The organism is Actinomycetota bacterium (assembly GCA_035540895.1).
Lineage (GTDB): Bacteria > Actinomycetota > JAICYB01 > JAICYB01 > JAICYB01 > DATLFR01.
The window spans coordinates 1-22,461 of record DATLFR010000075.1 but is presented as its reverse complement, the minus strand read 5'-3'; the positions used below and the strand labels follow the sequence as shown (position 1 = coordinate 22,461).

General features: G+C 70.8%; 23 protein-coding genes. 13 read left to right on the top strand and 10 right to left on the bottom strand.

Features of this window, described 5'->3' with window-relative positions; genetic code table 11:
* Positions 1-8: 8 nt before the first annotated feature.
* Both thiL and thiD read left to right on the top strand, forming a co-directional pair.
* Positions 9-944 carry a thiamine-phosphate kinase gene (thiL, locus tag VM840_04395; protein HVL80817.1) on the top strand — a complete coding sequence of 312 codons (936 nt, stop codon included), beginning with the start codon at positions 9-11 and terminating at the stop codon, positions 942-944.
* Between the two features lie 9 nt (positions 945-953).
* Positions 954-1,745, top strand: a complete 792-nt coding sequence (gene thiD, locus VM840_04390; protein ID HVL80816.1) for a bifunctional hydroxymethylpyrimidine kinase/phosphomethylpyrimidine kinase — start codon at positions 954-956, stop codon at positions 1,743-1,745.
* A 45-nt stretch (positions 1,746-1,790) separates the two neighbouring features.
* Here the strand turns inward: thiD and VM840_04385 are convergent, their stop codons facing one another.
* Together VM840_04385 and rpmB are read right to left on the bottom strand one after the other, a co-directional pair.
* Positions 1,791-1,991: a cold-shock protein gene (locus VM840_04385; GenBank protein HVL80815.1), complete on the bottom strand. Its 201-nt coding sequence runs from the start codon at positions 1,989-1,991 to the stop codon at positions 1,791-1,793.
* A 187-nt stretch (positions 1,992-2,178) separates the two neighbouring features.
* Complete coding sequence (gene rpmB, locus VM840_04380; GenBank protein ID HVL80814.1) at positions 2,179-2,370, bottom strand: 50S ribosomal protein L28; 192 nt, start codon at positions 2,368-2,370, stop codon at positions 2,179-2,181.
* Between the two features lie 27 nt (positions 2,371-2,397).
* On the opposite strand from rpmB, the gene VM840_04375 reads away from it, so the two are divergent.
* The 5 genes from VM840_04375 (at position 2,398) to VM840_04355 (ending at position 8,947) form a co-directional block, all read left to right on the top strand.
* Positions 2,398-4,035: a DAK2 domain-containing protein gene (locus VM840_04375; GenBank protein ID HVL80813.1), complete on the top strand. Its 1,638-nt coding sequence runs from the start codon at positions 2,398-2,400 to the stop codon at positions 4,033-4,035.
* Positions 3,992-4,294, top strand: a complete 303-nt coding sequence (locus tag VM840_04370) for a hypothetical protein (GenBank protein HVL80812.1) — start codon at positions 3,992-3,994, stop codon at positions 4,292-4,294. Before VM840_04375 ends, VM840_04370 begins: the two co-directional genes overlap by 44 nt.
* A gap of 77 nt (positions 4,295-4,371) precedes the next feature.
* Positions 4,372-6,159, top strand: coding sequence for an ABC transporter ATP-binding protein (locus VM840_04365; GenBank protein HVL80811.1), 1,788 nt, complete (start codon positions 4,372-4,374; stop codon positions 6,157-6,159).
* Positions 6,156-7,973 (top strand): ABC transporter ATP-binding protein, encoded by a 1,818-nt coding sequence (locus VM840_04360; protein ID HVL80810.1) that lies wholly within the window; start codon positions 6,156-6,158, stop codon positions 7,971-7,973. Before VM840_04365 ends, VM840_04360 begins: the two co-directional genes overlap by 4 nt.
* A 146-nt stretch (positions 7,974-8,119) precedes the next feature.
* Positions 8,120-8,947, top strand: a complete 828-nt coding sequence (locus VM840_04355; protein HVL80809.1) for a crotonase/enoyl-CoA hydratase family protein — start codon at positions 8,120-8,122, stop codon at positions 8,945-8,947.
* A gap of 10 nt (positions 8,948-8,957) precedes the next feature.
* Here the strand turns inward: VM840_04355 and VM840_04350 are convergent, their stop codons facing one another.
* Both VM840_04350 and VM840_04345 read right to left on the bottom strand, forming a co-directional pair.
* Positions 8,958-10,319, bottom strand: a complete 1,362-nt coding sequence (locus VM840_04350) for an adenylate/guanylate cyclase domain-containing protein (GenBank protein ID HVL80808.1) — start codon at positions 10,317-10,319, stop codon at positions 8,958-8,960.
* Between the two features lie 96 nt (positions 10,320-10,415).
* On the bottom strand, positions 10,416-11,162 hold the full coding sequence (locus tag VM840_04345) for a hypothetical protein (protein ID HVL80807.1): 747 nt from the start codon (positions 11,160-11,162) through the stop codon (positions 10,416-10,418).
* 132 nt (positions 11,163-11,294) lie between these two features.
* Here VM840_04345 and recG point away from each other — a divergent pair, with 132 nt between their 5' ends.
* Genes recG through VM840_04315 form a run of 6 tightly spaced genes read left to right on the top strand, consistent with a single transcriptional unit; the run spans position 11,295 to position 16,387 of the window.
* On the top strand, positions 11,295-13,610 hold the full coding sequence (gene recG / locus VM840_04340) for an ATP-dependent DNA helicase RecG (protein ID HVL80806.1): 2,316 nt from the start codon (positions 11,295-11,297) through the stop codon (positions 13,608-13,610).
* 30 nt (positions 13,611-13,640) lie between these two features.
* Positions 13,641-13,862 (top strand): hypothetical protein, encoded by a 222-nt coding sequence (locus tag VM840_04335; GenBank protein ID HVL80805.1) that lies wholly within the window; start codon positions 13,641-13,643, stop codon positions 13,860-13,862.
* Positions 13,859-14,824, top strand: coding sequence for an endonuclease/exonuclease/phosphatase family protein (locus VM840_04330; GenBank protein HVL80804.1), 966 nt, complete (start codon positions 13,859-13,861; stop codon positions 14,822-14,824). The genes VM840_04335 and VM840_04330 overlap by 4 nt, the downstream gene beginning before the upstream one ends.
* On the top strand, positions 14,821-15,375 hold the full coding sequence (locus tag VM840_04325) for an RsmD family RNA methyltransferase (GenBank protein ID HVL80803.1): 555 nt from the start codon (positions 14,821-14,823) through the stop codon (positions 15,373-15,375). Before VM840_04330 ends, VM840_04325 begins: the two co-directional genes overlap by 4 nt.
* Positions 15,372-15,860: a pantetheine-phosphate adenylyltransferase gene (gene coaD / locus VM840_04320; GenBank protein HVL80802.1), complete on the top strand. Its 489-nt coding sequence runs from the start codon at positions 15,372-15,374 to the stop codon at positions 15,858-15,860. Before VM840_04325 ends, coaD begins: the two co-directional genes overlap by 4 nt.
* Positions 15,857-16,387 (top strand): hypothetical protein, encoded by a 531-nt coding sequence (locus tag VM840_04315; GenBank protein HVL80801.1) that lies wholly within the window; start codon positions 15,857-15,859, stop codon positions 16,385-16,387. The genes coaD and VM840_04315 overlap by 4 nt, the downstream gene beginning before the upstream one ends.
* 105 nt (positions 16,388-16,492) lie before the next feature.
* Here the strand turns inward: VM840_04315 and VM840_04310 are convergent, their stop codons facing one another.
* From VM840_04310 to VM840_04285, 6 genes are all read right to left on the bottom strand, one after another.
* Positions 16,493-17,908, bottom strand: a complete 1,416-nt coding sequence (locus tag VM840_04310) for an NAD(P)/FAD-dependent oxidoreductase (GenBank protein ID HVL80800.1) — start codon at positions 17,906-17,908, stop codon at positions 16,493-16,495.
* On the bottom strand, positions 17,901-18,659 hold the full coding sequence (locus VM840_04305; GenBank protein HVL80799.1) for a hypothetical protein: 759 nt from the start codon (positions 18,657-18,659) through the stop codon (positions 17,901-17,903). Before VM840_04305 ends, VM840_04310 begins: the two co-directional genes overlap by 8 nt.
* A gap of 28 nt (positions 18,660-18,687) precedes the next feature.
* On the bottom strand, positions 18,688-19,041 hold the full coding sequence (locus tag VM840_04300; protein HVL80798.1) for an STAS domain-containing protein: 354 nt from the start codon (positions 19,039-19,041) through the stop codon (positions 18,688-18,690).
* A 24-nt stretch (positions 19,042-19,065) separates the two neighbouring features.
* Entirely contained in the window at positions 19,066-19,413 is a 348-nt protein-coding gene (locus tag VM840_04295; protein ID HVL80797.1) for an STAS domain-containing protein, read from the bottom strand.
* Positions 19,406-21,079 carry a SpoIIE family protein phosphatase gene (locus tag VM840_04290; GenBank protein ID HVL80796.1) on the bottom strand — a complete coding sequence of 558 codons (1,674 nt, stop codon included), beginning with the start codon at positions 21,077-21,079 and terminating at the stop codon, positions 19,406-19,408. Before VM840_04290 ends, VM840_04295 begins: the two co-directional genes overlap by 8 nt.
* Before the next feature lie 5 nt (positions 21,080-21,084).
* On the bottom strand, positions 21,085-22,461 hold a 1,377-nt coding region (locus VM840_04285), incomplete at its 5' end, for a hypothetical protein (GenBank protein ID HVL80795.1).

Here is a 22,461-nt window from a genome sequence, read left to right as displayed (position 1 = left end):
GTGGCCGGGTGGAGGCTGAGTTCGACTTCCTCAGGCGCCTGCGCGCGCGGCCGGGGTTCGAGGCCCTCGGGGACGACGCCGCGGTCCTGGCGGTGGCGGCGGGCGAGTCGGTCGTGGCGACCGTGGACGTCCTCGTCGAGGGCGTCCACTTCAGACCGGACTGGTCGTCCCCCGCCGATATCGGTTGGAAGGCGGCCGTCGTCAACGTCTCGGACATCGCCGCCATGGGGGCCGAGCCGCGTTGGCTGCTCGTGGGTCTCGGCCTCCCGACCGAGACGCCCCCCGGGGTGGTCGACGAGCTCTACGAGGGTCTGCGGGAAGCATGCGATGCGTACGGGTGCCGCATCGTGGGAGGGGACACGGTCGCGGCGGCGGTCCTGACGCTGGCCGTCACCGCCCTCGGAACGGTCGAGGGAGAGCCGCTCGTGCGGTCGGCGGCGCGCGTGGGTGACGTCCTCGCGGTCACCGGCCCGCTGGGAGCCGCGGGAGCCGGGGTGCGGGTCCTGCAGGCGGACGGCGCCGGGTCGCCCGAGGAGGACGAGTGCGTGGCGGCTCACAGACGTCCGAGGGCCCGGGTGGACGCCGGACGCGCGCTCCGGGCGTCCGGGTGCGTGACCGCGGCGATGGACCTGTCCGACGGCCTGCTCTCCGATCTGCGCCGGCTCGCCGAGGCATCGAGGGTCGGGCTAGAGGTGGAAGCCGCCCGGGTGCCCGTGTCCGAGGCGGCCGCGCGAACGGCCGCGACCCGGGGGTGGGACCCGCTCGAGCTCGCGTTGGGGGGCGGTGAGGACTTCGAGCTCCTGGTGGCGGCGCGTCCGGACCGCCCGCTCCCGTCCGGGCTGCACCCCATCGGGCGCGTGGTGGACGAGGGGCTCTGGCTGGTGCGCGAGGAGCGTGAGCCGCTCCCGTCCGGAGGGTGGGACCACTTCGCTCCCCGCCGATAGGCTGGACGCATGACGCCGCGCGCGATGACCGTCGCCGGGTCGGACTCCGGCGGGGGCGCCGGCATACAGGCCGACCTGAAGACATTCACTGCCCTGGGCGTCCACGGGACCTCGGCGATCACCGCCCTGACCGCACAGAACACGATCGGGGTGAGCGGGGTCCTCGACGTGGAGCCGGGGTTCGTGGCCGAGCAGATCCGGGCGATCGTGACCGATATCGGGTGCGACGCCGCCAAGACCGGGATGCTCTCGTCAGAGGAGATCGTGAGGGTCGTGGCCGAGGCCTTCCGCGAGCACGCCGTCCCGAACCTCGTCTGCGACCCCGTCTTCGTGTCCAAGCACGGGGATCCGCTGCTGAGGTCGTCGGCCGTCGACGCCCTGCGCGAAGAGATCCTGCCGCTCGCCACCGTCCTGACCCCTAACGTGCCCGAGGCGGAGGGGCTGCTGGGTCGGGCGGTCGACGACCGGGAGCCGGACGTGGACGCGGCTCGCGAGCTCGTCGCGCTGGGACCGCGCTGGGTGCTTCTGAAGGGCGGACACCTGGGTTCGGAGGCGGCGACCGACGTGCTCACCGACGGGCGCACGGTGACGCTGCTGGATGCCCCCCGGCTCCCTACGAAGCACACGCACGGGACGGGGTGCGTGCTCTCCGCCGCGCTCGCCGCCGGCCTCGCGAAGGGTCTGGCGGTGCCGGACGCCGCTGCCGCCGCGAAGGCCTTCGTGACCCGGGCGATCGAGGCTCACCTGGAGATCGGGTCCGGCATCGGACCCGTCAACCCCGCGTTCGACCTCGGAACGTGAAGCGGGCCCGCCCGAGGGCGAGCCCGCGTCGTGGGTCAGCTAGAGCTACTGGGGGACGACGTTGGAGGCCTGCGGCCCCTTCTGCCCCTGCACGACGTCGTAGGACACCTTCTGGCCCTCGTGCAGCGACTTGTAACCCTCCGACTGGATCGCGGAGTAGTGGACGAACACGTCCTGGCCGTCCTCACCCGTGATGAAGCCGTAGCCCTTCTCGTTCTTGAACCACTTCACGGTTCCTTCGGGCATCCCGCGCCCCTCCTCTCTGCCTACACGTGCTCCGCCCCAGGGGGGCGGGGAGGGAACTGCAATGGGGTACAGGTGCCCGGTGCAAAACCCTCGCGGTGAGTATAGCCAGGGGTTCGGCGAGGGGGAAGGTCGAGGGACGCGCGCGCGACCCGCCGGTGGAGCGGGATGGTGGGGACGCCGGAGGCGCTCAGACGACCTTGGTTACCTTGCCCGCGGACAGGCAGGACGAGCACACCTTCACCCGCTGCACGCTGCCCTTGATGCTCGCGCGCATCGAGTGCAGGTTCGGCTTCCACCGACGCTTCGTGTGGCGGTTGGAGTGGCTCACGTTGAACCCGGTCGACGGGCCCTTGCCGCAGATGTCGCACTTCGCTGCCATGACGAACAACGGTAGCATGGCTTCCCCATGGGTGCGGACACGACCCTGCCCGTCTCCGAGCTGCGCCGCCTCGTCGAGGTGTACGCCGACGCGCTCACCGCGTTCCAGGAGGAGATCAACGCGCTGAACGTGTTCCCCGTCCCCGACGGCGACACGGGCACGAACATGAGGCTCACGGTCGAGGCGGTCCGCAGGGAGCTCGAGGGGGCGGACGACGTCCCGGCCGCGATAGTGCGCGGATCGTTGATGGGGGCGCGCGGGAACTCCGGGGTGATCCTGTCCCAGGTGCTGCGGGGCCTGTGCGAGCGGATAGCCGAAGCGGATGAGATGAGCGGTAGGTCGATCGCCGAAGGCTTGCGCGCCGCGGCCGACCGGGCCTACGGCGCGGTGCTCCGACCCCAGGAGGGGACGATCCTCACGGTGGCGCGCGAGGCGGCCGACGCGGCGGGGTCCGTGTCGGGCTCGGACGCCGTCGAGGTGGTGAGGCACTCCCTCGAACGCGCCCGAGAAGCGCTCGCCCGCACCCCGGAGCTCCTGCCCGTGCTGGCCCAGGCCGGGGTGGTCGACGCGGGAGGGCGGGGGCTCGTCCTCCTGCTCGAGTCGCTCCTCAACACGCTCGACGGGACGCCGCTCCCCGAGCCACGGGTCGACCTGCCGAGATCGGAGGCAGGAGCCGCGGCCGCCGACGGCGGTTCGCTGGAGTACCCGTTCGAGGTCCAGATGCTGCTGTACGCCGACGACGACACGGGAGTGGAGTCCTACCGGCGGACGCTCGACCGTCTGGGCGACTGCGTCCTGGTCGTCGGGGGGTCCGGCGTGTTCAACGTTCACGTCCACACCGACGACGTCGGCGCGGTGATCGAGGAGGCGCTCGAGGTCGGCCGGCCCCGCCAGATCGAGGTCACCTACATGCAGGATCAGGTGGCCGAGGTGCACACGGAGGCCGTGCTCGCCCGGATGCGGGGCGAGGGAGAGCCGGAGGAGGAGGGCCCCCTGACCCCGTTGGGGGTGGTGGCCGTCGCGGCGGGCGATGGCATCCTGGCCGTCTTCAGGTCGCTAGGTGTGAGAGGTCTCGTCCCCGGCGGACAGACGTTCAACCCCTCGGCGGAGGAGATCATCCGCGCGGTGCGCGCGGCCCGGGCCGAACAGGTCATCGTGCTGCCCAACAACAAGAACGTGATCGCGAGCGCGCGCACGGCCGCGCAGGTCGCGGTCGAGGAGGGGATCGCGAAGCGGGTCGAGGTGATCCCCACCGAGTCGCCGCTCCAGGCGTTCACGGCTCTGCTCTCGTTCGACCAGGAGGGAGATCTCGACGCCGTCGTCGAAGCGATGTCGGCCGAGACCGAGCGGACCCGCCACGGGGAGGTGGCTTACGCGGTCCGGTCCGCGGACACCCCGGTCGGACACGTCGAGCGCGGCCAGTGCCTGGGCATGCGCGACGGACAGGTGGTCACGATCGGCGACGACCCGGCCCAGACCGTCATGCAGGTGCTCGAGGAGATGGTCCAGGGCGACGGCTCACTGGTGACGCTCGTGTACGGGGAGGGCATCGACGAGTGGTCGGCGCACGAGCTCGGCAAGCGGGTCGCCGATGCGTTCGGGGGGGAGGTGGAGGTACACCGTGGCGGGCAGCCGCACTACCCCTACCTCATCGGCGTCGAGTAGCGGCGCGTGGCCGTGGGTCCGACGCGTCGGTCTGTTCGGCGTCGCCTACTCGCTCACCGCCCTCGTGCTCGTGGCCGCGTGGGTGCTGGACGCGATCACCCGTCCGGAGTTCGGTCTCGCCGCGGCCGCCGGTCTCGCCCTCTTCGTTTGGGTGTGGCGTCCGTCGCTGCGGGCGGTCGCGGCGGGCATCCTCCTGGGGGCGCTGACCTACGTCGCCTTCATGTACTGGATGTTCGAGCAGCTCCGCCGGGCCGTTTGACAGGTCCGGCAGCCCCTGTAGGATAGGCGGCTCGTCTCGGCTCCCGTCCGCGGGAGCCCGCGCGCCTGGAGGGGGCCATGGACGGAGAGCTGGTCGAGGACCGAACGCGCGCCGGGCGCGAGCCGCGCCCGGCCGGACCCCTGCGCAGGCTCGCTCCCGTCATCCGGCCCTACCGCGGTCACCTGCTCTTCGCGGCCGCCGTCTCGTCGGTGATGATCGTCGCGCAGGTCCTCCTACCCAAGGTGTTCGAGCGCTTCGTCAACGACGTGGTGGAGGCCGGGCGGGCGGATCTGGTCGGACGCTACGCCGCAGCGGCCCTCGCTCTCGGCGCGATCGCCACCGCTTGCGGGTTCCTACGCCGCAACGCGACCGGGACCGTCTCGCTCGGGGTCGAGCGGGATCTGCGCAGCGGGCTGTACGCGCACCTGCAGAGCCTGCACGTGGGCTTCCACGACGGGTGGCAGTCCGGACAGCTCGTCTCCCGCGCGGTGAGCGACATCGGCCGGATCCGGCGGTTCCTCGGCTTCGGGCTCCTCTGGTTGTTCATCCTCGGCCAGACCTTCCTGTGGGTGATGTTCTGGCTCTTCCGTCTCGACGCGTGGCTGGCCCTGGCCACGCTGGGCTTCTGCACGCCCGTCATCTTCATCAGCCACCGTTTCGCCCGCCGGTACCGTGAGGTCTCGCGCCGCTCGCAGGATCAGCTCGGCGACCTGACCAACGTGGTCGAGGAGTCGGCGGGAGGCGTGCGGGTCATCAAGTCGTACGGCCGGGAGGCCCAGCGGTCGGCCCTGTACGAGCGGCACGCGCGAACGCTCGTCGACATCAACCTCGAGCAGGTCTACTCGCGGGCGGGGTTCTGGTCGCTCGACAACGCGCTGCTCGGCCTCAACGTGGTCGTCATCCTGCTCGTCGGCGGGCTGCGCGTCATGGACGGCGGGATGAGCCTGGGCGCCCTCGTCGCCTTCATCACCTACCAGGGGATGCTCGTGTGGCCGGTGCGCGACATCGGCTGGATCATCGCGGGCGGGCAGGAGGCCCACGCCGCCGCCGAGCGCATCTGGGAGATCCTGGACACCGAACCCGAGATCGCGGACGCCCCCGGGGCGGTCGAGCTGACCTCGACGGAGGGACGGCTGCGCTTCGAGGACGTGTCGTTCACCTACCCGGGCACCTCGCGGGAGGTGCTGTCCCGGCTCGAGCTCGAGGTCACACCGGGGGAGACGCTGGCCGTCGTCGGGATGACCGGGTCCGGGAAGTCGACGCTCACCTCGCTGATCGCGCGCTTCTACGACCCCACGGCGGGCCGGGTGACGCTGGACGGCATCGACCTCCGGGAGTTGTCCGTGCGCCCGCTGCGAGGACACGTCGGGGTGGCGTTCGAGGATCCGATCCTGTTCTCCCTGTCCGTGCGCGAGAACCTGCTCATGGGGAACCCGGAGGCCGACGACGCCACGGTGTGGGAGGCGCTCGAGCTCGCCCAGGCTGCCGCCTTCGTGCGCGACCTGCCCTGGGGTCTGGACACCCGCGTCGGTGAGCAGGGGTACTCGCTGTCCGGCGGGCAGCGCCAGCGGCTCGCGCTGGCGAGGGCGGTGGTGGGGCGTCCGCGTCTGCTCGTCCTGGACAACCCGATGTCGTCGGTGGACGTGCACACGGAAGCGGCCATAGAGGCGTCGCTGCGCTCGATCCTGCAGGGCCGGACCGCCGTCCTGGTGGCGCACCGTCCGTCGACGCTGCTGTTGGCCGACCGAGTGGCGCTCCTCCACGAGGGACGGATCGTGGCGACCGGTACGCACCACGACCTGCTGCGCGACGTCCCCTTGTACAGAGAGGTGCTGGCGGCAGATGTGAGCGGGGTGCACGCATGAGCGCCGATGTCCAGAGCTGGAGGGGGGTGGCGTCCGAGACCGTCTCCGAGGAGGAGCGCACCGGGAGGCTGTCCGGTCTGCTGCGCCGGCGCAGCCGTGCCCTGCTCGGCTCCCTGCTGCGACCTCACCTGAAGCAGATCGTCCTGGGAGCCGTGCTCGTGGTGACGAACGCCGCCGCGCTGCTGTCGGGCCCGTACCTGGTGAAGATCGCGATCGACGACGGGCTCCGGGCCCGCTCCCTGCGCGTGCTCGTGACCGTCGTCGTGGTCTACGCCGTCATCCAGACGTTCGAGGCTCTCACGCTGCGGGGGTACCTGCGCGTCACCGGGCGGAACGGCGAGCTGATCCTGTTCGATCTGCGCCGGCGCGTCTTCGACCACTTCCAGAGGCTCTCCATCGGGTTCCACGAGCGGTACACGACGGGGCGGATCATGTCCCGGCTCACCTCCGACGTCGACGCGCTGGCGGAGCTGCTCAACACCGGCCTCGTGACGATGCCGACGGCGGTCCTTTCGCTCGTGGGGATCGGGGTGGCGCTCTTCACGCTCGACCCGCCGCTCGCCCTCGTCACGCTCTCGGTCTTCCCGTTCGTCGTCGGGCTCACCTGGTGGTTCCGGCACACCTCGGAGAGGATCTACGGCCGGGTCCGCGAGGCGATCGCCCTCGTCATCATCCACTTCGTGGAGTCGCTGGGCGGGATCCGCGCCGTGCACGCCTACCGGCGGGAGCCGCGCAACCAGGAGATCTTCGACGACGTCAACGGGCGATACCGCGACGCCTCGATGGAGTCGGTCCGAGCGTCCTCGGTCTTCGGGCCGGGGATATCGCTGCTCGGCGACATCGCCACCGCGGCCGTCCTGTTCTTCGGGGGACGGCGCGTCCTGGGAGGCGCGATGGAGGTGGGCGTCCTGGTCGCTTTCCTTCTGTACGTGCGCCAGTTCTTCCAGCCCGTCCAGGAGCTCTCGCAGGTCTACAACATCTTCCAGGCCGCAGCGGCCGCGCTCGAGAAGCTGTCCGGCGTGCTCGACGAGGAGCCGGACGTCCCCGATCCCGCGCCGGATCGCGCCGTATCGCGGACCTGGACCGGCCGCGTCGGCTTCGAGGGGGTGACGTTCAGGTACCGCGAGGTGGACGTCCTCCGCGACCTCACCATCGAGGTCCCGGCCGGACAGACCGTCGCGCTCGTGGGGCCCACGGGAGCCGGGAAGTCCACGATCGCGAAGCTGGTCGCGCGCTTCTACGACCCCCAGCAGGGCCGGGTGACGCTCGACGGGGTCTCGCTGCGCGACGTCCCGATCGCCGAGCTGCGCCGGGCGGTCGTCCTCGTCACCCAGGAGGGGTTCCTGTTCGGCGGGACCGTGGCCGAGAACATCGCGTTCGGACGTCCGGACGCCACGCGAGAGCAGGTCGTGGAGGCCGCCCGGGTCGTGGGGGCCGACACGTTCATCGATCTGATGCCGGAGGGGTACGACACGGACGTCCGCAAGAGGGGCGGGAGGCTCTCGGCCGGACAGAAGCAGCTCGTCGCGCTCGCCCGCGCCTTCCTCGCCGATCCGCAGGTGATCATCTTCGACGAGGCGACCTCGTCGATCGACATGCCATCGGAGCGGCTGATCCAGCGCGCGCTCGAGGTGGTGCTGCGCGACCGGACCGCGTTCATCATCGCCCACCGTCTGGCCACCGTGGAGGTCGCGGACCGGGTGCTGGTGGTCGAGGACGGGCGCATCGTCGAGGACGGGACCCCTCAGGACCTGGCCCTCGAACCCGGCCGCTGGGCCGCGCTCTCGCGGGCCTGGGAGGAGTCGCTCGCCTGACAGGTGCGACGGCCATGAGGCTCCCGCGCGTTTCACTGGTCGAGCGCACCCCCTCAGCAGCGTAGGAGCCGGGCCTCCCCAGGGCCCGGCTCTCCTACGTCCGGGGGCCTGGGCTAGGCTCTGCTCCCGAGCGATAGGGAGCCGTCGTGGAGACGCTGAGGACGGAGACGCGGTCCGGCGTGAGGCACGTGGTGCTGACGCGGGCCGCCGAGTACAACACGATCACCCCGGCCCTGCGTGACGAGCTCGCGTCGGCCGTCGACGAGGCGGACCGCGACCCGTCCGTCCACGTCATCCTCCTCCGGGCCGAGGGTCCCGCCTTCTGCGCCGGCTACGGACTGGACTGGTCGACCGAGGCGCAGTCCCACGAGCAGGGGTGGGACTCGGTCCGCGACATGGAGGGGATCGGGAGCTTCGTCCAGACGTACATGAAGCTCTGGTACGCGCGTAAGCCGACGATCGCTGCCGTGCAGGGCTGGTGCATCGCCGGGGGCACCGACATGGTCCTGTGCTGCGACCTCATCGTGGCGGGGGAGGGCGCGGTCTTCGGGTACCCCCCGGCCCGCGTGTGGGGGACGCCGACGACGGCGATGTGGGTGTACCGGATGGGCCTCGAGCGGGCGAAGCGCTACCTGCTCACGGGAGACGAGATCCCGGCTCCCCTGGCCGCCGAGATCGGCCTGATCCTCGAGGCGGTCCCCGACGGGGAGTTGCTGGACCGCGCGGTCGGCCTGGCCGAGCGCATGGCCCGCCTGCCCGTCTCTCAGCTCGTGATGCTGAAGCTCTTGTGCAACCAGACGGTGGAGAACATGGGGTTCGCATCGTCCCGCACGCTGGGAACCCTGTTCGACGGCATCGCCCGGCACACGCGGGAGGGCCTGGGGTTCGTCGAGCGGGCCCAGGAGATCGGCTTCCGGGAGGCGGTCCGGGAGCGGGACGACCCCTTCGGCGATTACGGGTCGCGTCCGCGCTAGACAGCCGTCTTCATCTGACGCGGAATACGCGCCAGGCGCCTGGGACGCCCTTCAACTCGTGCTCCCCGCGCTCCTCGAACTCGATCTCCGAGCCGAGGACGAGGTCCTTCACCGTGCTCGACACGAGGACCTCGCCCGCCCCGGCCAGGGCGGCCACCCGGGCGCCGATGTGCACGGCCATCCCGGCCACCCGGTCGCCGTCGAACTCGACCTCGCCCGTGTGCAGCCCGGCCCTCACCTCGAGGCCCATGCCGGACAGGTCGTCCCGGAGAGCCGCTGCGCACCGGATCGCGCGCCCCGGTCCATCGAAGACGGACAGTGACTCCTCACCCTTCACCTCGACGAGGGAGCCCTCGGACCGGGAGACCCGCTCCCGGACCACGTGCTCGTGGTCGGCGAGGACATCGGTCCACGCGCGGTCCCCGATGGCGGCGAGCCTCGCGGTGGACGCCACCACGTCGGTGAACAGCACGGTGGCGAGCCGACGAGAGGAGGCCGTTCGTCCGCGCGTACCGGTCAGGAACTCCTGGAGCTCCTCCGCCATCTCATCGGCATCCCCCAGCCCCCAGCTGAACCCAGGGGTCCGCAGCTCGACCCGGCGCGCATCAGGGATGGCCTCCTGCAGCAGGCGTGCGTCCGCCGCCGCGTGCGCCTCGCCCGTGTGACCCTTCATGTCGCCGTGGTGCAGGACCAGGGTCGGCACCCGGATGGCCGGGAGCAGATCGCGCACGTCCATGTGCTGCAGCGCTCTGAACAGCGCCTGGGCGGCGCCGGGACCCATCGACATCCGGCGGTAGTACGCGAAGAAGGCGTTCGCGCGATCGTCCATGCTTTCGAAGTCCCTGGTCCCGGTCCAGGGCGCTCCCCACGTCTCCGGGATGCTCTCGATGAAGGCGTCGGTCTCGGCGGCCTCCTCTGGGGACTCAGGCGAGACGAAGGCATCCAGCAGGACGATCGCTCTCGTCCGGTCGCTGTGGGTGGCGGCGAAGAAACAGGCCAGAGGCGCGGTCAGCGTGGCGGAGAGGATCACCGCCCGCTCGACCCCGACCGAGTCGAGAACGGCGATCAGGTCGCGCGCCCGCTCCTCCAGTGGGATCAAGCTCGTGAGGGCGACGGGGTCGGACAGGCCGCTGCCCCGCTGGTCGAGCAGTATCAGCCGGGAGAACGACGAGATCGCTCGCAGCCACCGTCCTATCTGGGGGAACTGCCAGACGACCTCGATGTTGCTGAACCAGTTGGGCATGAAGACGATGTCGATCGGACCGTCGCCCACGGCCTGGTACGCGATGTACACGTCGTCACCCGCCTTCGCGTAGCGCGTCTGCGGGTGATCCGCGTCTCTCTGGTCACGGATCGGTCGGCTCTCGCTCATCGGCGGAGCAATGCTGGCAGCAGCCGCGCGGTGTGTCTACGAGCCGCGGCGGCCTGCACCCCCGCCCCCGTGGCTGGGAGGACGTCCCCGACCGTTTCAGCCGCAGCTCTGCGGTGCGGTGATGGCGAACGAGTTGTCGTCGGTGCCGTCCCGGGGCTCCACGTGGATGGCCAGCCCGGGTCCAAGGGGAGACCCCCCCGACGAGGCCATCCCCGTCCCCGGAACGAAGTTGGCCGCCTGCGTGTAGTTGATGTCCATGAGGCGGACCGCGCCGCCCTCCGACGTGAAGAGCCTGATCAGGCCCGGCGTGATCATCGAGCCGTCCCTCGTGCCGGGTATGGTCGTCCGGAAGTCGAGCGACCCATGCGGGCCCGTCGCCGTGACGTGCCCGGTCCGCAAAGCAGGGGTGAGCGTCTCGGTCTGGGAGACATCGGCCGCCTTGAAGACCTCCCCGAAGCACCAGGACGCGTACCTGGCCGCGGAGTCCGAACTCGAGGTGAACCCCTGTCGCACGAGGAAGTGCTGGGCGCCTTCGACCGCGTAGGCGTCGGGTGGGACGACGAGCACCCCCTCGATCGCTTCGCGCACCTGCGTGCCGCCGGACCCGCATGTCCAGGCGGCCAGGACGACGGCACCGGTCGTCCCGGCGGGGTCGAGGGTGAGGGGCGTGAACCCCTCTGGGAGCTCGGACGCGAGCTGCGATGCCGGCCGGGGGAGGAGCGTCGCGTGTTCGAGGCATCGCTCGTAGGACAGCGCGCCGGTCTCGGCCCCCGCGGGGACGCCGCCCAGCGAGACGACGACGCCCAGCGCGAACAGGATCGCACTCACCCTCAGTCGCACCATCGTTCCCCCCCCTCGGGTCACGGGCCTGTCTCGTCGATGCCCTCCCCGTCCTGATTCGTCCTCCTCCTCCCGATCCCTCCCCCTTGCGGCCCTCCAGGCTCCCGCGTCGGGGGCGACCGATAGGCTTCCGGGATGCGGGAAGGCGTGTGGGCCGAGCAGGCACTCGGGTGTCCGGATCGGGGCCTGCTGGGCGGCTTCTCGGCCTCCGTGCTCCGGCAGCTGCAGGCCGAGCCCTCGACCGCCCGCGACTCCCGATCCTGGGCGATGGCTGCGCTCACCTCCTACCGGCTGAAGAACCGGTCCGATCGGGAGGACGTGTGCGTCAGGTTGGCCGGGATCCTCCCCGGCTCCCAGCCTCGCGGCGAGGCGGAGGGGAGCCTGGGCCTCCAAGATCCTGTGGACGTGCTCCCCGGGGTCGGGCCGAAGGTGGCGGCGAGGCTGCACGCGTTCGGTCTGCGGACGATCGGTGAGCTCCTCGAGCACCTGCCGAGGTCGTACATCGACCGGCGGACGACGCTGCCCGTACGCGACCTCCGGGTCGGACAGCAGGCCACGGTCGTCGCGACCGTGAAACGGTCAACGGTGGACCGAACCCGCTCCGGCCGACGCCTGCTCCGCGTGTCGGTGTCCGACGGGACCGGCTACCTGGAGTGCGTCTGGTGGAACCAGGACTGGCGGGCGCGGCAGCTGACCGAGGGTACGGAGGCGGCATTCTCGGGGGTCGCGGAGCGCCGGGGCGGGAAGCTGCAGATGACCAACCCGGCCTACGACCTCCTCTCGGCCGAGGGCGAGGCCATCCAGACGGGACGCGTCGTCCCGGTGTACCCGGCCTCCGAGCAGGTGTCCGCGCCGCTGCTGCTGAAGCTGCTCGCGGCCGCGTTCGAGCGTCTGGGTCCGGTGCCCGACCCCCTCCCGGCGCGGATCAGGGCTGCGCACAACCTGCTGCCCCGCGGTCTCGCCCTCCGGTCGATGCACTTCCCCGACGACCCGGACCAGGTCGCCGACGCCCGACGACGTCTCGTCTTCGACGAGCTCTTCGTGCTCGAGGTCGCGCTCGCGCTGCGCAAGCGGCACCTCGAGCAGGAGGTCCGGGGCATCTCGCACGCGAACCCCGACGGGGGCCCGGCCGAGAGGTTCCTGGACACCCTGCCGTTCCGTCCGACCGCCGCCCAGACGAGGGCGATGCGTGAGATCGCCGCCGATATGGCGCGTCCCAGGCCGATGCACCGGCTCCTGCAGGGGGAGGTCGGGTCCGGGAAGACGCTCGTCGCGGTGTACGCGGCCCTCGTGGCCGTCGGGTCGGGGACGCAGGCGGCGATCATGGCTCCCACCGAGGTGCTGGCCGAGCAGCACGCCCGCAAGATCCGCGAGATGCTCGAGCCGCTCGGGATAGAGGTGGCGCTGCTCACTTCGTCCGTCCCGAAGGCGCAGCGCGCCAACATCGTCATGCGGATCGCGTCGGGTGACGTGGGTGTGGTCTGCGGGACGCATGCGCTGATCAGTGAGGACGTCGGTTTCGACCGGCTTGGCATCGCCGTGATCGACGAGCAGCACAGGTTCGGGCTCGGACAGCGGATCCAGCTTCGGGCGAAGGGCGAGGACCCCGACGTCCTGATCATGACCGCGACCCCGATCCCCCGGACGCTCGCCCTCACCCTCTACGGTGACCTGGACGTCTCCGTCCTCGACGAGCTCCCGTCCGGACGCCAGCCCATCCGCACGAAGATCGTCCAGACGGAGCAGGAGCGCGACGCGGCCTACGAGCTGATCCGACGAGAGGTCGGGGAGGGACGCCGAGCCTTCGTCGTGTGCGCTCTGGTGGACGAGTCGGACTCCCTGCAGGCCAGGGCCGCGGTCGCGGAGGCAGAGCGTCTCGCCACCGAGGTCTTCCCCGACCTCGAGGTCGGTCTCCTGCACGGACAGATGCGGCCCTCCGAGAAGGACCGCGTCATGGACCGGTTCCGCCGGGGGGAGATCTCCGTGCTCATCTCCACGACCGTCATCGAGGTGGGCGTGGACGTTCCCGAGGCCACCGTCATGCTGATCGAGAACGCGGAGCGGTTCGGTCTCGCCCAGCTGCATCAGCTCCGGGGCCGGGTCGGGCGAGGGGCATGGGGGGGATGGTGCCTGCTGATGTCGGAGGCCACGACCCCCGACTCCCGCCGGCGGCTGGAGGTGGTCGAGGCGTCCACCGACGGGTTCGTGCTCGCCGAGGAGGACCTGAAGATCCGAGGGGAGGGCACGATCTTCGGCACCCGACAGGCGGGGATGGTCGACCTGAAGGTGGCGCGCCTGGTCGAGGACTTCCCGGTGGTGGTGGAGGCGCGGGAAGCCGCCTTCGCCCTCGTGGACACGGACCCGCGGCTGCAGGCCGCCGACCACCGGCGCCTCCGCGACGAGGTCGCGGCCCGTTTCGCCGGGGAGATCGACTGGCTGTTCAAGGGGTGACCTGGCCCGGTCGCCGTTAGGCTGGTCGGCATGTCCGAGGCGACGTACGACACCGACACCGCAGCCACCCGCTGCCCCGTGTGCAGCGCGATGCTCGAGGCCTACCGGGTAACGCGGTACGCAGCCGCCGGTGGCTCGTGGCGCGCCTCGGACCGCGAGGCCTGGACGGCCAAGTGCGCCAACGGCCACGAGGCGACGAAGGAGACCCTCCCCGCGGCGGTGGCCGCTATCTCCCAGCGCAGGGGCCGTTGAGGTTGGGACGCCTCGCGGCTGCCTACTCGGTCGGGGTCCTCGGCTGGATCGCCGGTCGCCGGACGAGGCTGCAGAACTGGCCCCCGTTCGAGCTGCTCGACCTGTTCGGTTGGGCGCTCTACCTACCGCTGCCCCTGCTCGCGACCTCGGCCGCCGTGAAGCGCGACCGACGAGCGGTGGCTCCCCTCGCGCTCGTCGCAGCGGCCTTCGCCGCCGAGTACGGGCACCGCTACATCCCACGGTCCGCGCCGCAGGCCCCGCCGGGAGCCGAGGTCCTACGGGTGGCCGGGGCCAACCTCTGGCTACGCAACCGCCAGCCGGACGCCGTGGCCGAGATGGTCGAGGCTCTCGCACCGGACGTGATCGCGTTCCACGAGCTGCAGTCGTGGATGGAGGAGTGGTTGGTGGCCCGGATCGGCCACCTCTACCCCCACCGCGTCTCCCACGCCGGACCCGGCTCGTGGGGGCACGGGGTGTTCAGCAAGCACCCCCTCACCCCCCGTGAACACGCGGTCGGGCCGGACCTCTCCTACCAGGAGGTGGACATCCACCTCCCGGACGCCGACCTGTCCCTGCTGTCCGTCCATCCGGACACCCCCGGCACCGGACCCTCCGACTTCGACACGTCGAAGCAGGAGCGCGCGCTCGACGAGATCCTGGACCGGATCCGCGCGGCGCCCCACCCCGTCGTCGCCGTGGGCGACTTCAACATCTCCGACCGCCACCGGTTCCACCGGCGTCTCACCGAACCCCTGGGCGACGCCTTCGCCGCTGGGGGTCGCGGCGTCGGGTTCACCTGGCGGGACCCGGTCCCCGTCATCCGGATCGACCACGTGCTGCACGACCGGCGGCTCACCCCTCTGACCGCCTGGACCGGGCGGATCCCCGGCTCGGACCACCGATACGTCTGCGCGGAGATCGCCGTGCCTCCCGGCGCCCGGACCGTCACACTGAACCCGTGAGGATCTCCGGCGGGGACGCCCGCGGCATCAGGCTTCGGGTCCCCCCGGGGGCGCGGCCGGCCAGCGAGCGCGTCCGCCAAGCGGTGTTCTCCTCGCTCGCCGCTCATGTGGTGGATGCCTCGGTCCTGGACCTTTACTGCGGGTCGGGTGCCTACGGCCTGGAGGCCCTCTCGCGGGGGGCGCGTCACGCGACCTTCGTCGACCGGGACCCGGCCGCCCTGCAAGCCGCTCGCGAGAACGCGAAGGCCGCCGGCCTCGAGCAGCACGCGACCTTCGTCAGATCGGAGGCCTTGGGGTACCTGCTGAAACGCGCCCGACGGCGCGACCCGGTCGATGTCGCGTTCGTCGACCCGCCGTACGCCGACGCCGATGCGACCCGGACGGTCCTGGACGGCCTAGGGAAGGCGGTCCGTCGCGGGGGCCGGGTCGTCATCGAGTCGCGATGGGGGCCAGGGGAGCCGCCCGAACCCCGGGGATACGTCCTGGAAGCGGACCGCAGATACGGGGATACTCGGGTCCTGGTCTACAGCCGCGAGGAACCGCTGAGATGACGAAGGCCTGCTGCCCCGGGTCGTTCGACCCGGTCACGAACGGACATCTGGACATCATCTCCAGGGCGCGCCGTCAGTTCGCGGAGGTCGTCGTGGCCGTGCTCGAGAACCCGTCGAAGCAGGCCCTGTTCACCGTCGACGAGCGGGTCGAGATCCTGAACGAGGTGCTGGGCGGCGCCGACGACGTCAAGGTGATGTCCTTCTCCGGGCTGACCGTCGACTTCTGCAAGCAGATCGGGGCCACCGTGATCGTGCGGGGCCTGCGGACCGTGTCCGACTATGACTTCGAAGAGCAGATGGCCCAGATGAACGCCCGCATGGGAGTGGAGACCGCGTTCATGGCCACCAACCCCGCCTACTCGTTCCTATCTGCGAGCCTCATGAAGGAGGTCGTCCGCTACGGGGGGTCCGTCGATGGACTCGTCCCGGAGGCCGTCGCCCGCAGGCTCGAGGCGAAGCTGGGCGGGCCGAAGGGAGACACATGAGCGAGAACTTCAAGACCGCGTTGGACGCGCTGGACGAGATGATCCGCAACGCCAAGTCCGTGCCCCTGTCCTCCTCCGTCGTGATCCCCCAGAGCGACGCGCTGAGCCTCGTCGACCAGCTCCGGGAAGCGCTCCCGAAGGAGACCGAGCACGCGCGGGAGGTCCTCGCCGAGCGGGACTCGCTGCTCGCGACCGCGCGTCAGGAGGCCCAGGAGCTCGTCGAGCAGGGCAAGGCCGAGCGCAGCCGCCTCCTCTCCAAGACCGAGCTCGTACAGGGCGCGAACGCGGAGGCGCACCGGATCGTCTCCCGGGCCGAGGCGGACGCCGAGGACCTGCGCCGCAAGGCCGACGACTACGTCGACGCGAAGCTCGCTCGCTTCGAGATCCTCCTGAACAAGACCCTCAAGACCGTCCACAAGGGACGGGAGCAGCTGCGGCAGCGATTGGAGCGGGCCGAGGACCTGGAGCCGTTCAACCTCGAGGACTCGGGGGAGATCTCGGCTCCCGTGCCGCCGCCTACGTCCTGAGGTGGGTGCGAGGTCGGGGGTCGCGGGGGACGCTCCGCTCCCTCGGGCCCGGGGCCGCAGGTTCCGGGTCCAGGCGGCCAGGGTCGGCGCGGGTCCGATCCAGGGCTAGCGGAGGGAGCGGCGTAGGGCGGCTTGGGCGGCGTGGTGGCCGCACATCCCGTGGACCCCTCCTCCCGGGGGGGTCGAGGACGAGCAGAGGTAGATGGAGGGGTCCGGTGTCGCGTAGGGGGTCCAGCGCGGGAGGGGACGGGCGAAGTGCTGGCGCAGGTCCTGCACGCCTCCGTTGATGTCCCCGCCTATGTAGTTGGGGTTGTGCTGCTCCATGGCGCGGGAGTCCATCGTGCTGCGCGCCGCCACCACGTCGCGGAACCCGGGAGCGAACCGCTCGATCTGTGACTCGATCGCGTCGGTCATGTCGACGTCCGAGCCGTGCGGCACGTGGCAGTAGGCCCAGGCGGTGTGCTTCCCCGCGGGAGCGCGGGACGGGTCGAACAGCGTCTGCTGGACGACGAGCGTGTAGGGACGTTCGGGCACCCGGCCCGCCACCACCTCCGACTCGCTGCGGGCGATCTCGTCCAGGGTCCCGCCCAGGTGGACGGTGGCTGCCCGGTGGCACCCGTTCGCCTTCCACGGGATCGGCTCGTCGAGGGCCCAGTCCACCTTGAAGACGCCGGGTCCGTACCGGTACCTCAGCAGCGCGCGGCGGTACCGGTCCGGGAGCCGGTCCCCGGCGATCGAGACGAGCTGCCGGGGGGTGACGTCGAACAGGTAGGCGCGCGCGTCCGGCAGCTCGTCGATGCTGCGCACCCAGCGGCCGCACTCGATCTCGCCGCCGAGCGAGCGGAGGTACGAGATCATCGCCTCACCGATCTTCTCCGACCCCCCGGCGACCATCGGCCATCCGACGGCGTGGGCGAAGGTCCCCAGCATCAGACCGACCCCCGCCGTGACGGGTTCGTCCAGGCGCAGCATGGAGTGCGCGGCGACGCCCGCGAACGCGGCCTGGGCTCTCTCCCCGTCCAGCCTCGACCGCGCGAAGGCACGGGCAGAGCGGATGGCCTGCAACCCGAAGCGGGCCATCTTGAACGGGTGCCGCGGCGGTCGGAACGGCCCCAGGAGCTCCGACGCCAGCACGTGCGCGTCGCGCGTCAGCGGGCCGAAGACCTTCCGCCACCCGGCTCCCTGGGAGCCGAGCTCCGACGCGGTCGCCTCCACCGACCGCTCCACCACGACCGCGGACCCGTCGTCGAGCGGGTGGGCGTACGGCGCGTCGGGTTGCACGACCTGCAGGCCGTGCGCAGCCAGCGGGAGCCGTCTGAAGAAGGGAGACGCTAGGAGGAGCGGATGGATCGCCGAGCAGACGTCGTGGCGGAACCCGGGCAGCGTCAGCTCCTGCGTCCGCATCCCTCCGCCCGGAGTCGCTGCGCCCTCGTAGACGCGGACGGACCGTCCGGCCTCCGCGATCGCGATCGCCGCGGCGAGCCCGTTGGGCCCGGACCCGACGACGACGGCGTCAGGCATGCGGGGCGCGGCGGAAGGGCTTGGCGAACCAGCGGACCGGTGCCCCGAACATGTAGATCGTGGACCGGATACCGGCGTTGTGCCAGATGTTGCTGGCGTTGCGCCACTGCCGGCGTCGGTCGACGCAGTTCACGACCGTCTCGACCTCGGCTCCCTCGACGCCGAAGTGGGAGGCGAGGTTGCGCATCGTCTCCACCCAGAAGGCGTCCTCCTTGCGCCGTATGACCGGCCACCCGAGCTCGTAGATGGGGTCGTTCGTGCGCAGGAGCGGTTCGATGGTGACGAGCGTGTCATCGCCTTCCGTACGGGCCGAGAACGTGATCATCGCGGCGAACATGTGGCCCTGCGGGGTCATGAACGTGAACGCCTCCTCGTCGGCGAACACGACCATCACCCCCGTGGAGAGGGTCATGCCGCCGCCCGCCTTCACGTTGAGGACCGCGACGTCCCCGGGTTCGAGCGACGTGAGCGGACCGTAGAAGCGGTTGCCGGTCGGCCAGAAGCTGCCGAAGTTGCGCTTCCATTCCGCCACCAGATCGGACGCGGACACGACCGACGCCGGCAGCCGCATGCGGTACGCCTTCTGCCACAGCCGGCCGAAGCCCTGCACCGGTCCGGACAGGCGCTTCCCGGCCACGTTGAGGTTGATGGCTCCCTCGGGCATCTCGCCCACCTCGAGGCGAGAGACCGGCTTGGCCCACGACTCCGCGTCGCTGCGGTGCGTCCTGCCGTTCTCGGGGTCCGTGGCCATGGGGTGCCTCCTCTCGGGCGTCCCGCCGTCACCCGGCGGCCGCGACGGCGTCCTGCTCGGTGTCGAAGATGCCGACGGCCTCGTCCAGGCGCGTCAGCTCGAAGATCTGCTTGTAGTGGTCGGTGAGGCCGAAGGCCATGAGCCGCTGCTTCTGCCTGTTCGCCCGGACCAGGAGGGTCACGAGCAGCCCGATGCCGCCGCTGTTCATGTACTCCAGGTCGGAGAAGTTCAGGATGACCGACCTCGTGTGATCTCCCGTCGCGCGCTGGTACGCGTCCATCAGCGGGCCCTCGGAGTTCGCGGTTATCTCGCCGGTGATGTCCACGATGCTCGTGGTGCTGTCGACGTGCCTGACGTCCAGCTGTGCCGTCTCCTGCGTCATCTCGTCCCTCCCTCGCCAGCGGGGTCAGACCCCGGCGGCCATCGCGCTCGTCTCGTCGCTGTGGATCGGCATGAAGTCCGCGAGCCTCGTGATCTCGAAGATCTCACGGTAGTGATCGCTGAGCCCGCAGGCGCGTACGGTGTTGCGCGAGCGCCGTGCCTGGGCGAGCAGCCCCACCACCAGAGCGATCCCCGTGCTGTTGATGTAACCCACGTCCGCGAAGTTCAGCACGACCAGATCGGTGGCCGCGGCCGCCTGAGCATACGCGTTGTTCAGGGCAGCCTCCGCCTGGCCGTCGATCAACCCGAGGAGGTCGATCACCGTGCCCGGGCCCTCGGTGCGCACCCGAGCCTCGAACCCATCATCAGTCATCGACGCTCTCCTTCAGGTGTACGACGAGCTCCACCGTGTTGTGGGTCTCGTCGCCGAAGACGTTCATCTCGTCGACCATGTTGCGGATCAGGAAGAGCCCCCACCCGCGCGGCGTCTGCATGCCGGCCAGCTTGGCATCGAGATCGGGGACCTCGGGGTCCTGGTCGATGGGGGTGTACCGCCCCCGGTCGGTGATCCGGACCGTCAACGCGCGCGGCGAGACGTAGGCTTCCACCTTCACCGGCACCTCCGGCTGGTTGTGGTTGCCGTGCTCGATCGCGTTCATGGCCGCCTCCCCGACGGCCGTCTTGATGCGATCGACCTTCGCCTTGGGCAGACCGAGGCTCCCGACCTCCTCCTCGAGCTGCTGTATCACCAGCCGCTCGTTCCCCTCCGAGCTGGGGACCTCGAACGACGCGACGAGCGCGCCCTCCGGTGTGGAGGAGGGGTCCGCGGGGGCCGCCGACCCCACGCCCGCACCCCTGATGGGCGCGACCTCGACGTCCGGACGGTCGGCGATCATCGCCGCTGCGGCGGTTCGCCGGACGGAGACGAGCGTGATGTCGTCCTCCTGCTCCCAGACCGCGGTCACGAACCGGTGCAGCTCGTCGAGCAGCTCGTCGATCACCCGGTCGCGGTTGGCCCGGCAGACGGTCCTGTTGACGCTCGGGAACCCGAACATCTCGCCTTCCGGGCTGTGGGCCTCGGTCAGTCCGTCGCTGTATAGGAGGATGACCTCCCCCGGGCCGATCGTCGTCTCCGACTCCTCGTAGGTCATGCCGGGCATGAGCCCGAGCGGCATCCCGCGCGCCCTGATCTCTTCGACGCCGCTGTCCCGTCCGATGGTGGGCAGGTTGTGTCCCGCGTTGGCGAAGACGAACCGGCCCGTGCGCGGCTCGAGGATCCCGTAGAGGCACGTCACGAACATCTTGGACGGCATGTCCGGGCAGAGCTCGTTGTTCGTCTGCTCCAGGACCGCGCCCGGCTCGATCAGCTGCTGGGCAGCTATCCGCAGCACCTTGCGCGTCGACGCCATCACGATCGCCGCCGGGACCCCCTTGTCGGTCACGTCGCCCACCACGAACCCCATCCGGCCGTCCGGGAGTGGGATGAAGTCGTAGAAGTCGCCCCCCACCTCGCGGGCCGGTTGGTAATACGGGACGAGGTCCCACCCGGACAGCTCCGGGAGCTCCTTGGGCAGCAGGTTCTGCTGGACGAGCTGCGCGACCCGCATCTCCTGCTCGTAACGCTCACGGCTGCGGACGACCGCCGCGTTCTCGCGGACGAGCTGCGCGACGCGCAGGGACGGCGCCGCCTGCCCGGCCAGGTTCTCCAGGAGCTTGCGGTCGTCGGCGGAGTACTCCTGCTCGGAGAGCCGCGGCCCCAGGTTGAGGAGCCCGATCAGCTCGCCCTGCGACACGAGGGGAACGATGAGCTTGACCCCCCCTTCCCGCAGCGCGCGAACGGCCGGGGAGTCGAGCTTGAGACGGTCGACCTCGACCGGTCCCGGGTCCTGCTGGAGGAAAGCGAGCAGGGGGTCGTGGGGCGCGATATCGATCTGCGGGCCTTCGAGCGCCGCGGCCGAGGCGACCTCGCTACGGGCACGTCGCGACCTGCGGTCGCTCCTCCAGCTGGCGAACCGCCTCGTCCTCGTGGGTGTCTCCATGTCTCTCACGCCTCCGTGATACCCGAAGGGTGTCGCTCGACCGTTACGGAACCCGTTACGGCCCCTTCGAACCCTCCGTCGTTCGTCTCCGGCCGGGGTGGCGGGCGGAGCCAGAGCATCGCGTGCGCCGGTTGCATCGTCTGCAGCACGACCGAACGTAGCTGATCCGTCATCGACTCGAGGTCTATCTCGTCGCGGAGCCGGTGCCCGAACTCCTCGATCGTTCGGGCCGCGTCGTAGCGCGACCGGTTGTATCGCCGGTCCACGAAGGTCTGGACGCGCCGGCGGAGGGGTCCGAACCCGGCCGCGACCGCCAGGGTCGAGATGGCGATCGCGAGGCCGTTCTCCCGGGTGAAGGGTCGCAGCGTCCACTGGGCGGCCACGACCGTCCCCCAGTACCCGGCGGCGAGGATGGCCGTGAGCATGAAGTAGACGAGCGTCCGGTTGATGACCCGGTCTACGTCCCAGAGCCGGAACCGCAGGAGGCCCACCAGCAGGGCGACCGGGATCAGGGCGAAGACGGGTTGGAAGACCCTGAACGCGACCACGGGGAGCTCCCGTGTCGGCCGCCCGGCCAGCGCCGTGAACGTCTGCGGGCCGACCTGCTGAGTGAGCACGAAGAACAGGCTGATGGCGAGCGCAGGCAGGAGCGCCCAGAACAGCAGGCGCGCCTGCTGATGGGACCCGGCATCGGCGGAGCGGCCGAACCGATACGCCTGCGACAGGACGCCCGTCACCGGAACGAGCAGTCCGAAGAACAGCATCAGGACGGTCGGGCGGGACGTGCCCTCGACGCTGAGGATGTCGCCCGCTCCGGTGACCCGGAGCATCACGAAGGTGGCCAGGGCGGCCAGCGGAACGTACAACGCGACCAGCCACGGCCATGGCCACCGCGGGACGGGACGTCCGTCCGGGAACAGCAGCAGCGCCGCGATGTAAGCGAAACCGGCTATGAGGTGGTTCACGGCGGAGATGGCCGACTCGCTCGGTGTCAGCGCGACCGCTTCGTACGTCCCCTGCGCCTCGAGGTTGAAGGCACCGGCCGTCCCCACCATCGCGACCGCGAGCAGCCGGGCCGTCCAGTCCCGCGGCCTCAGCCAGAGGAGCAGACCTGCCATCCCCATGTTGAGGAGGCTGAAGGCGTAGTCGACGACCACCTGCACGGGGGGCTGGACGAGGTGAGCCCCGTCCGCCACCCGCAGCGCAAGCCGCCCCACCAGGTCGTCGCTCAACGCCCGGACGTGCATCGCCTCGTGGAAGACGGGGTTGACCGAGGCCACCACGGCGGCCACGCCGCTGATCAGCAGCAGCAGGGCACCGGCGACGAACGCGGCGAACAGGACGAAGTACACGACGTCGCCCGGCCTCACCCGCCCGCCGCC

What these genes read in the sequence shown, in the direction of transcription:
- VM840_04305 (HVL80799.1), bottom strand. Translation starts at nt 18,659, where the DNA reads ATGGCCACGGACCCCGAGAACGGCAGGACGCACCGCAGCGACGCGGAG.
- rpmB (HVL80814.1), bottom strand. Translation starts at nt 2,370, where the DNA reads ATGGCAGCGAAGTGCGACATCTGCGGCAAGGGCCCGTCGACCGGGTTC.
- VM840_04345 (HVL80807.1), bottom strand. Translation starts at nt 11,162, where the DNA reads ATGGTGCGACTGAGGGTGAGTGCGATCCTGTTCGCGCTGGGCGTCGTC.
- thiD (HVL80816.1), top strand. Translation starts at nt 954, where the DNA reads ATGACGCCGCGCGCGATGACCGTCGCCGGGTCGGACTCCGGCGGGGGC.
- VM840_04310 (HVL80800.1), bottom strand. Translation starts at nt 17,908, where the DNA reads ATGCCTGACGCCGTCGTCGTCGGGTCCGGGCCCAACGGGCTCGCCGCG.
- VM840_04385 (HVL80815.1), bottom strand. Translation starts at nt 1,991, where the DNA reads ATGCCCGAAGGAACCGTGAAGTGGTTCAAGAACGAGAAGGGCTACGGC.
- VM840_04315 (HVL80801.1), top strand. Translation starts at nt 15,857, where the DNA reads ATGAGCGAGAACTTCAAGACCGCGTTGGACGCGCTGGACGAGATGATC.
- VM840_04295 (HVL80797.1), bottom strand. Translation starts at nt 19,413, where the DNA reads ATGACTGATGATGGGTTCGAGGCTCGGGTGCGCACCGAGGGCCCGGGC.
- VM840_04375 (HVL80813.1), top strand. Translation starts at nt 2,398, where the DNA reads ATGGGTGCGGACACGACCCTGCCCGTCTCCGAGCTGCGCCGCCTCGTC.
- coaD (HVL80802.1), top strand. Translation starts at nt 15,372, where the DNA reads ATGACGAAGGCCTGCTGCCCCGGGTCGTTCGACCCGGTCACGAACGGA.
- VM840_04350 (HVL80808.1), bottom strand. Translation starts at nt 10,319, where the DNA reads ATGAGCGAGAGCCGACCGATCCGTGACCAGAGAGACGCGGATCACCCG.
- VM840_04290 (HVL80796.1), bottom strand. Translation starts at nt 21,079, where the DNA reads ATGGAGACACCCACGAGGACGAGGCGGTTCGCCAGCTGGAGGAGCGAC.
- VM840_04360 (HVL80810.1), top strand. Translation starts at nt 6,156, where the DNA reads ATGAGCGCCGATGTCCAGAGCTGGAGGGGGGTGGCGTCCGAGACCGTC.
- VM840_04335 (HVL80805.1), top strand. Translation starts at nt 13,641, where the DNA reads ATGTCCGAGGCGACGTACGACACCGACACCGCAGCCACCCGCTGCCCC.
- recG (HVL80806.1), top strand. Translation starts at nt 11,295, where the DNA reads ATGCGGGAAGGCGTGTGGGCCGAGCAGGCACTCGGGTGTCCGGATCGG.
- VM840_04300 (HVL80798.1), bottom strand. Translation starts at nt 19,041, where the DNA reads ATGACGCAGGAGACGGCACAGCTGGACGTCAGGCACGTCGACAGCACC.
- VM840_04365 (HVL80811.1), top strand. Translation starts at nt 4,372, where the DNA reads ATGGACGGAGAGCTGGTCGAGGACCGAACGCGCGCCGGGCGCGAGCCG.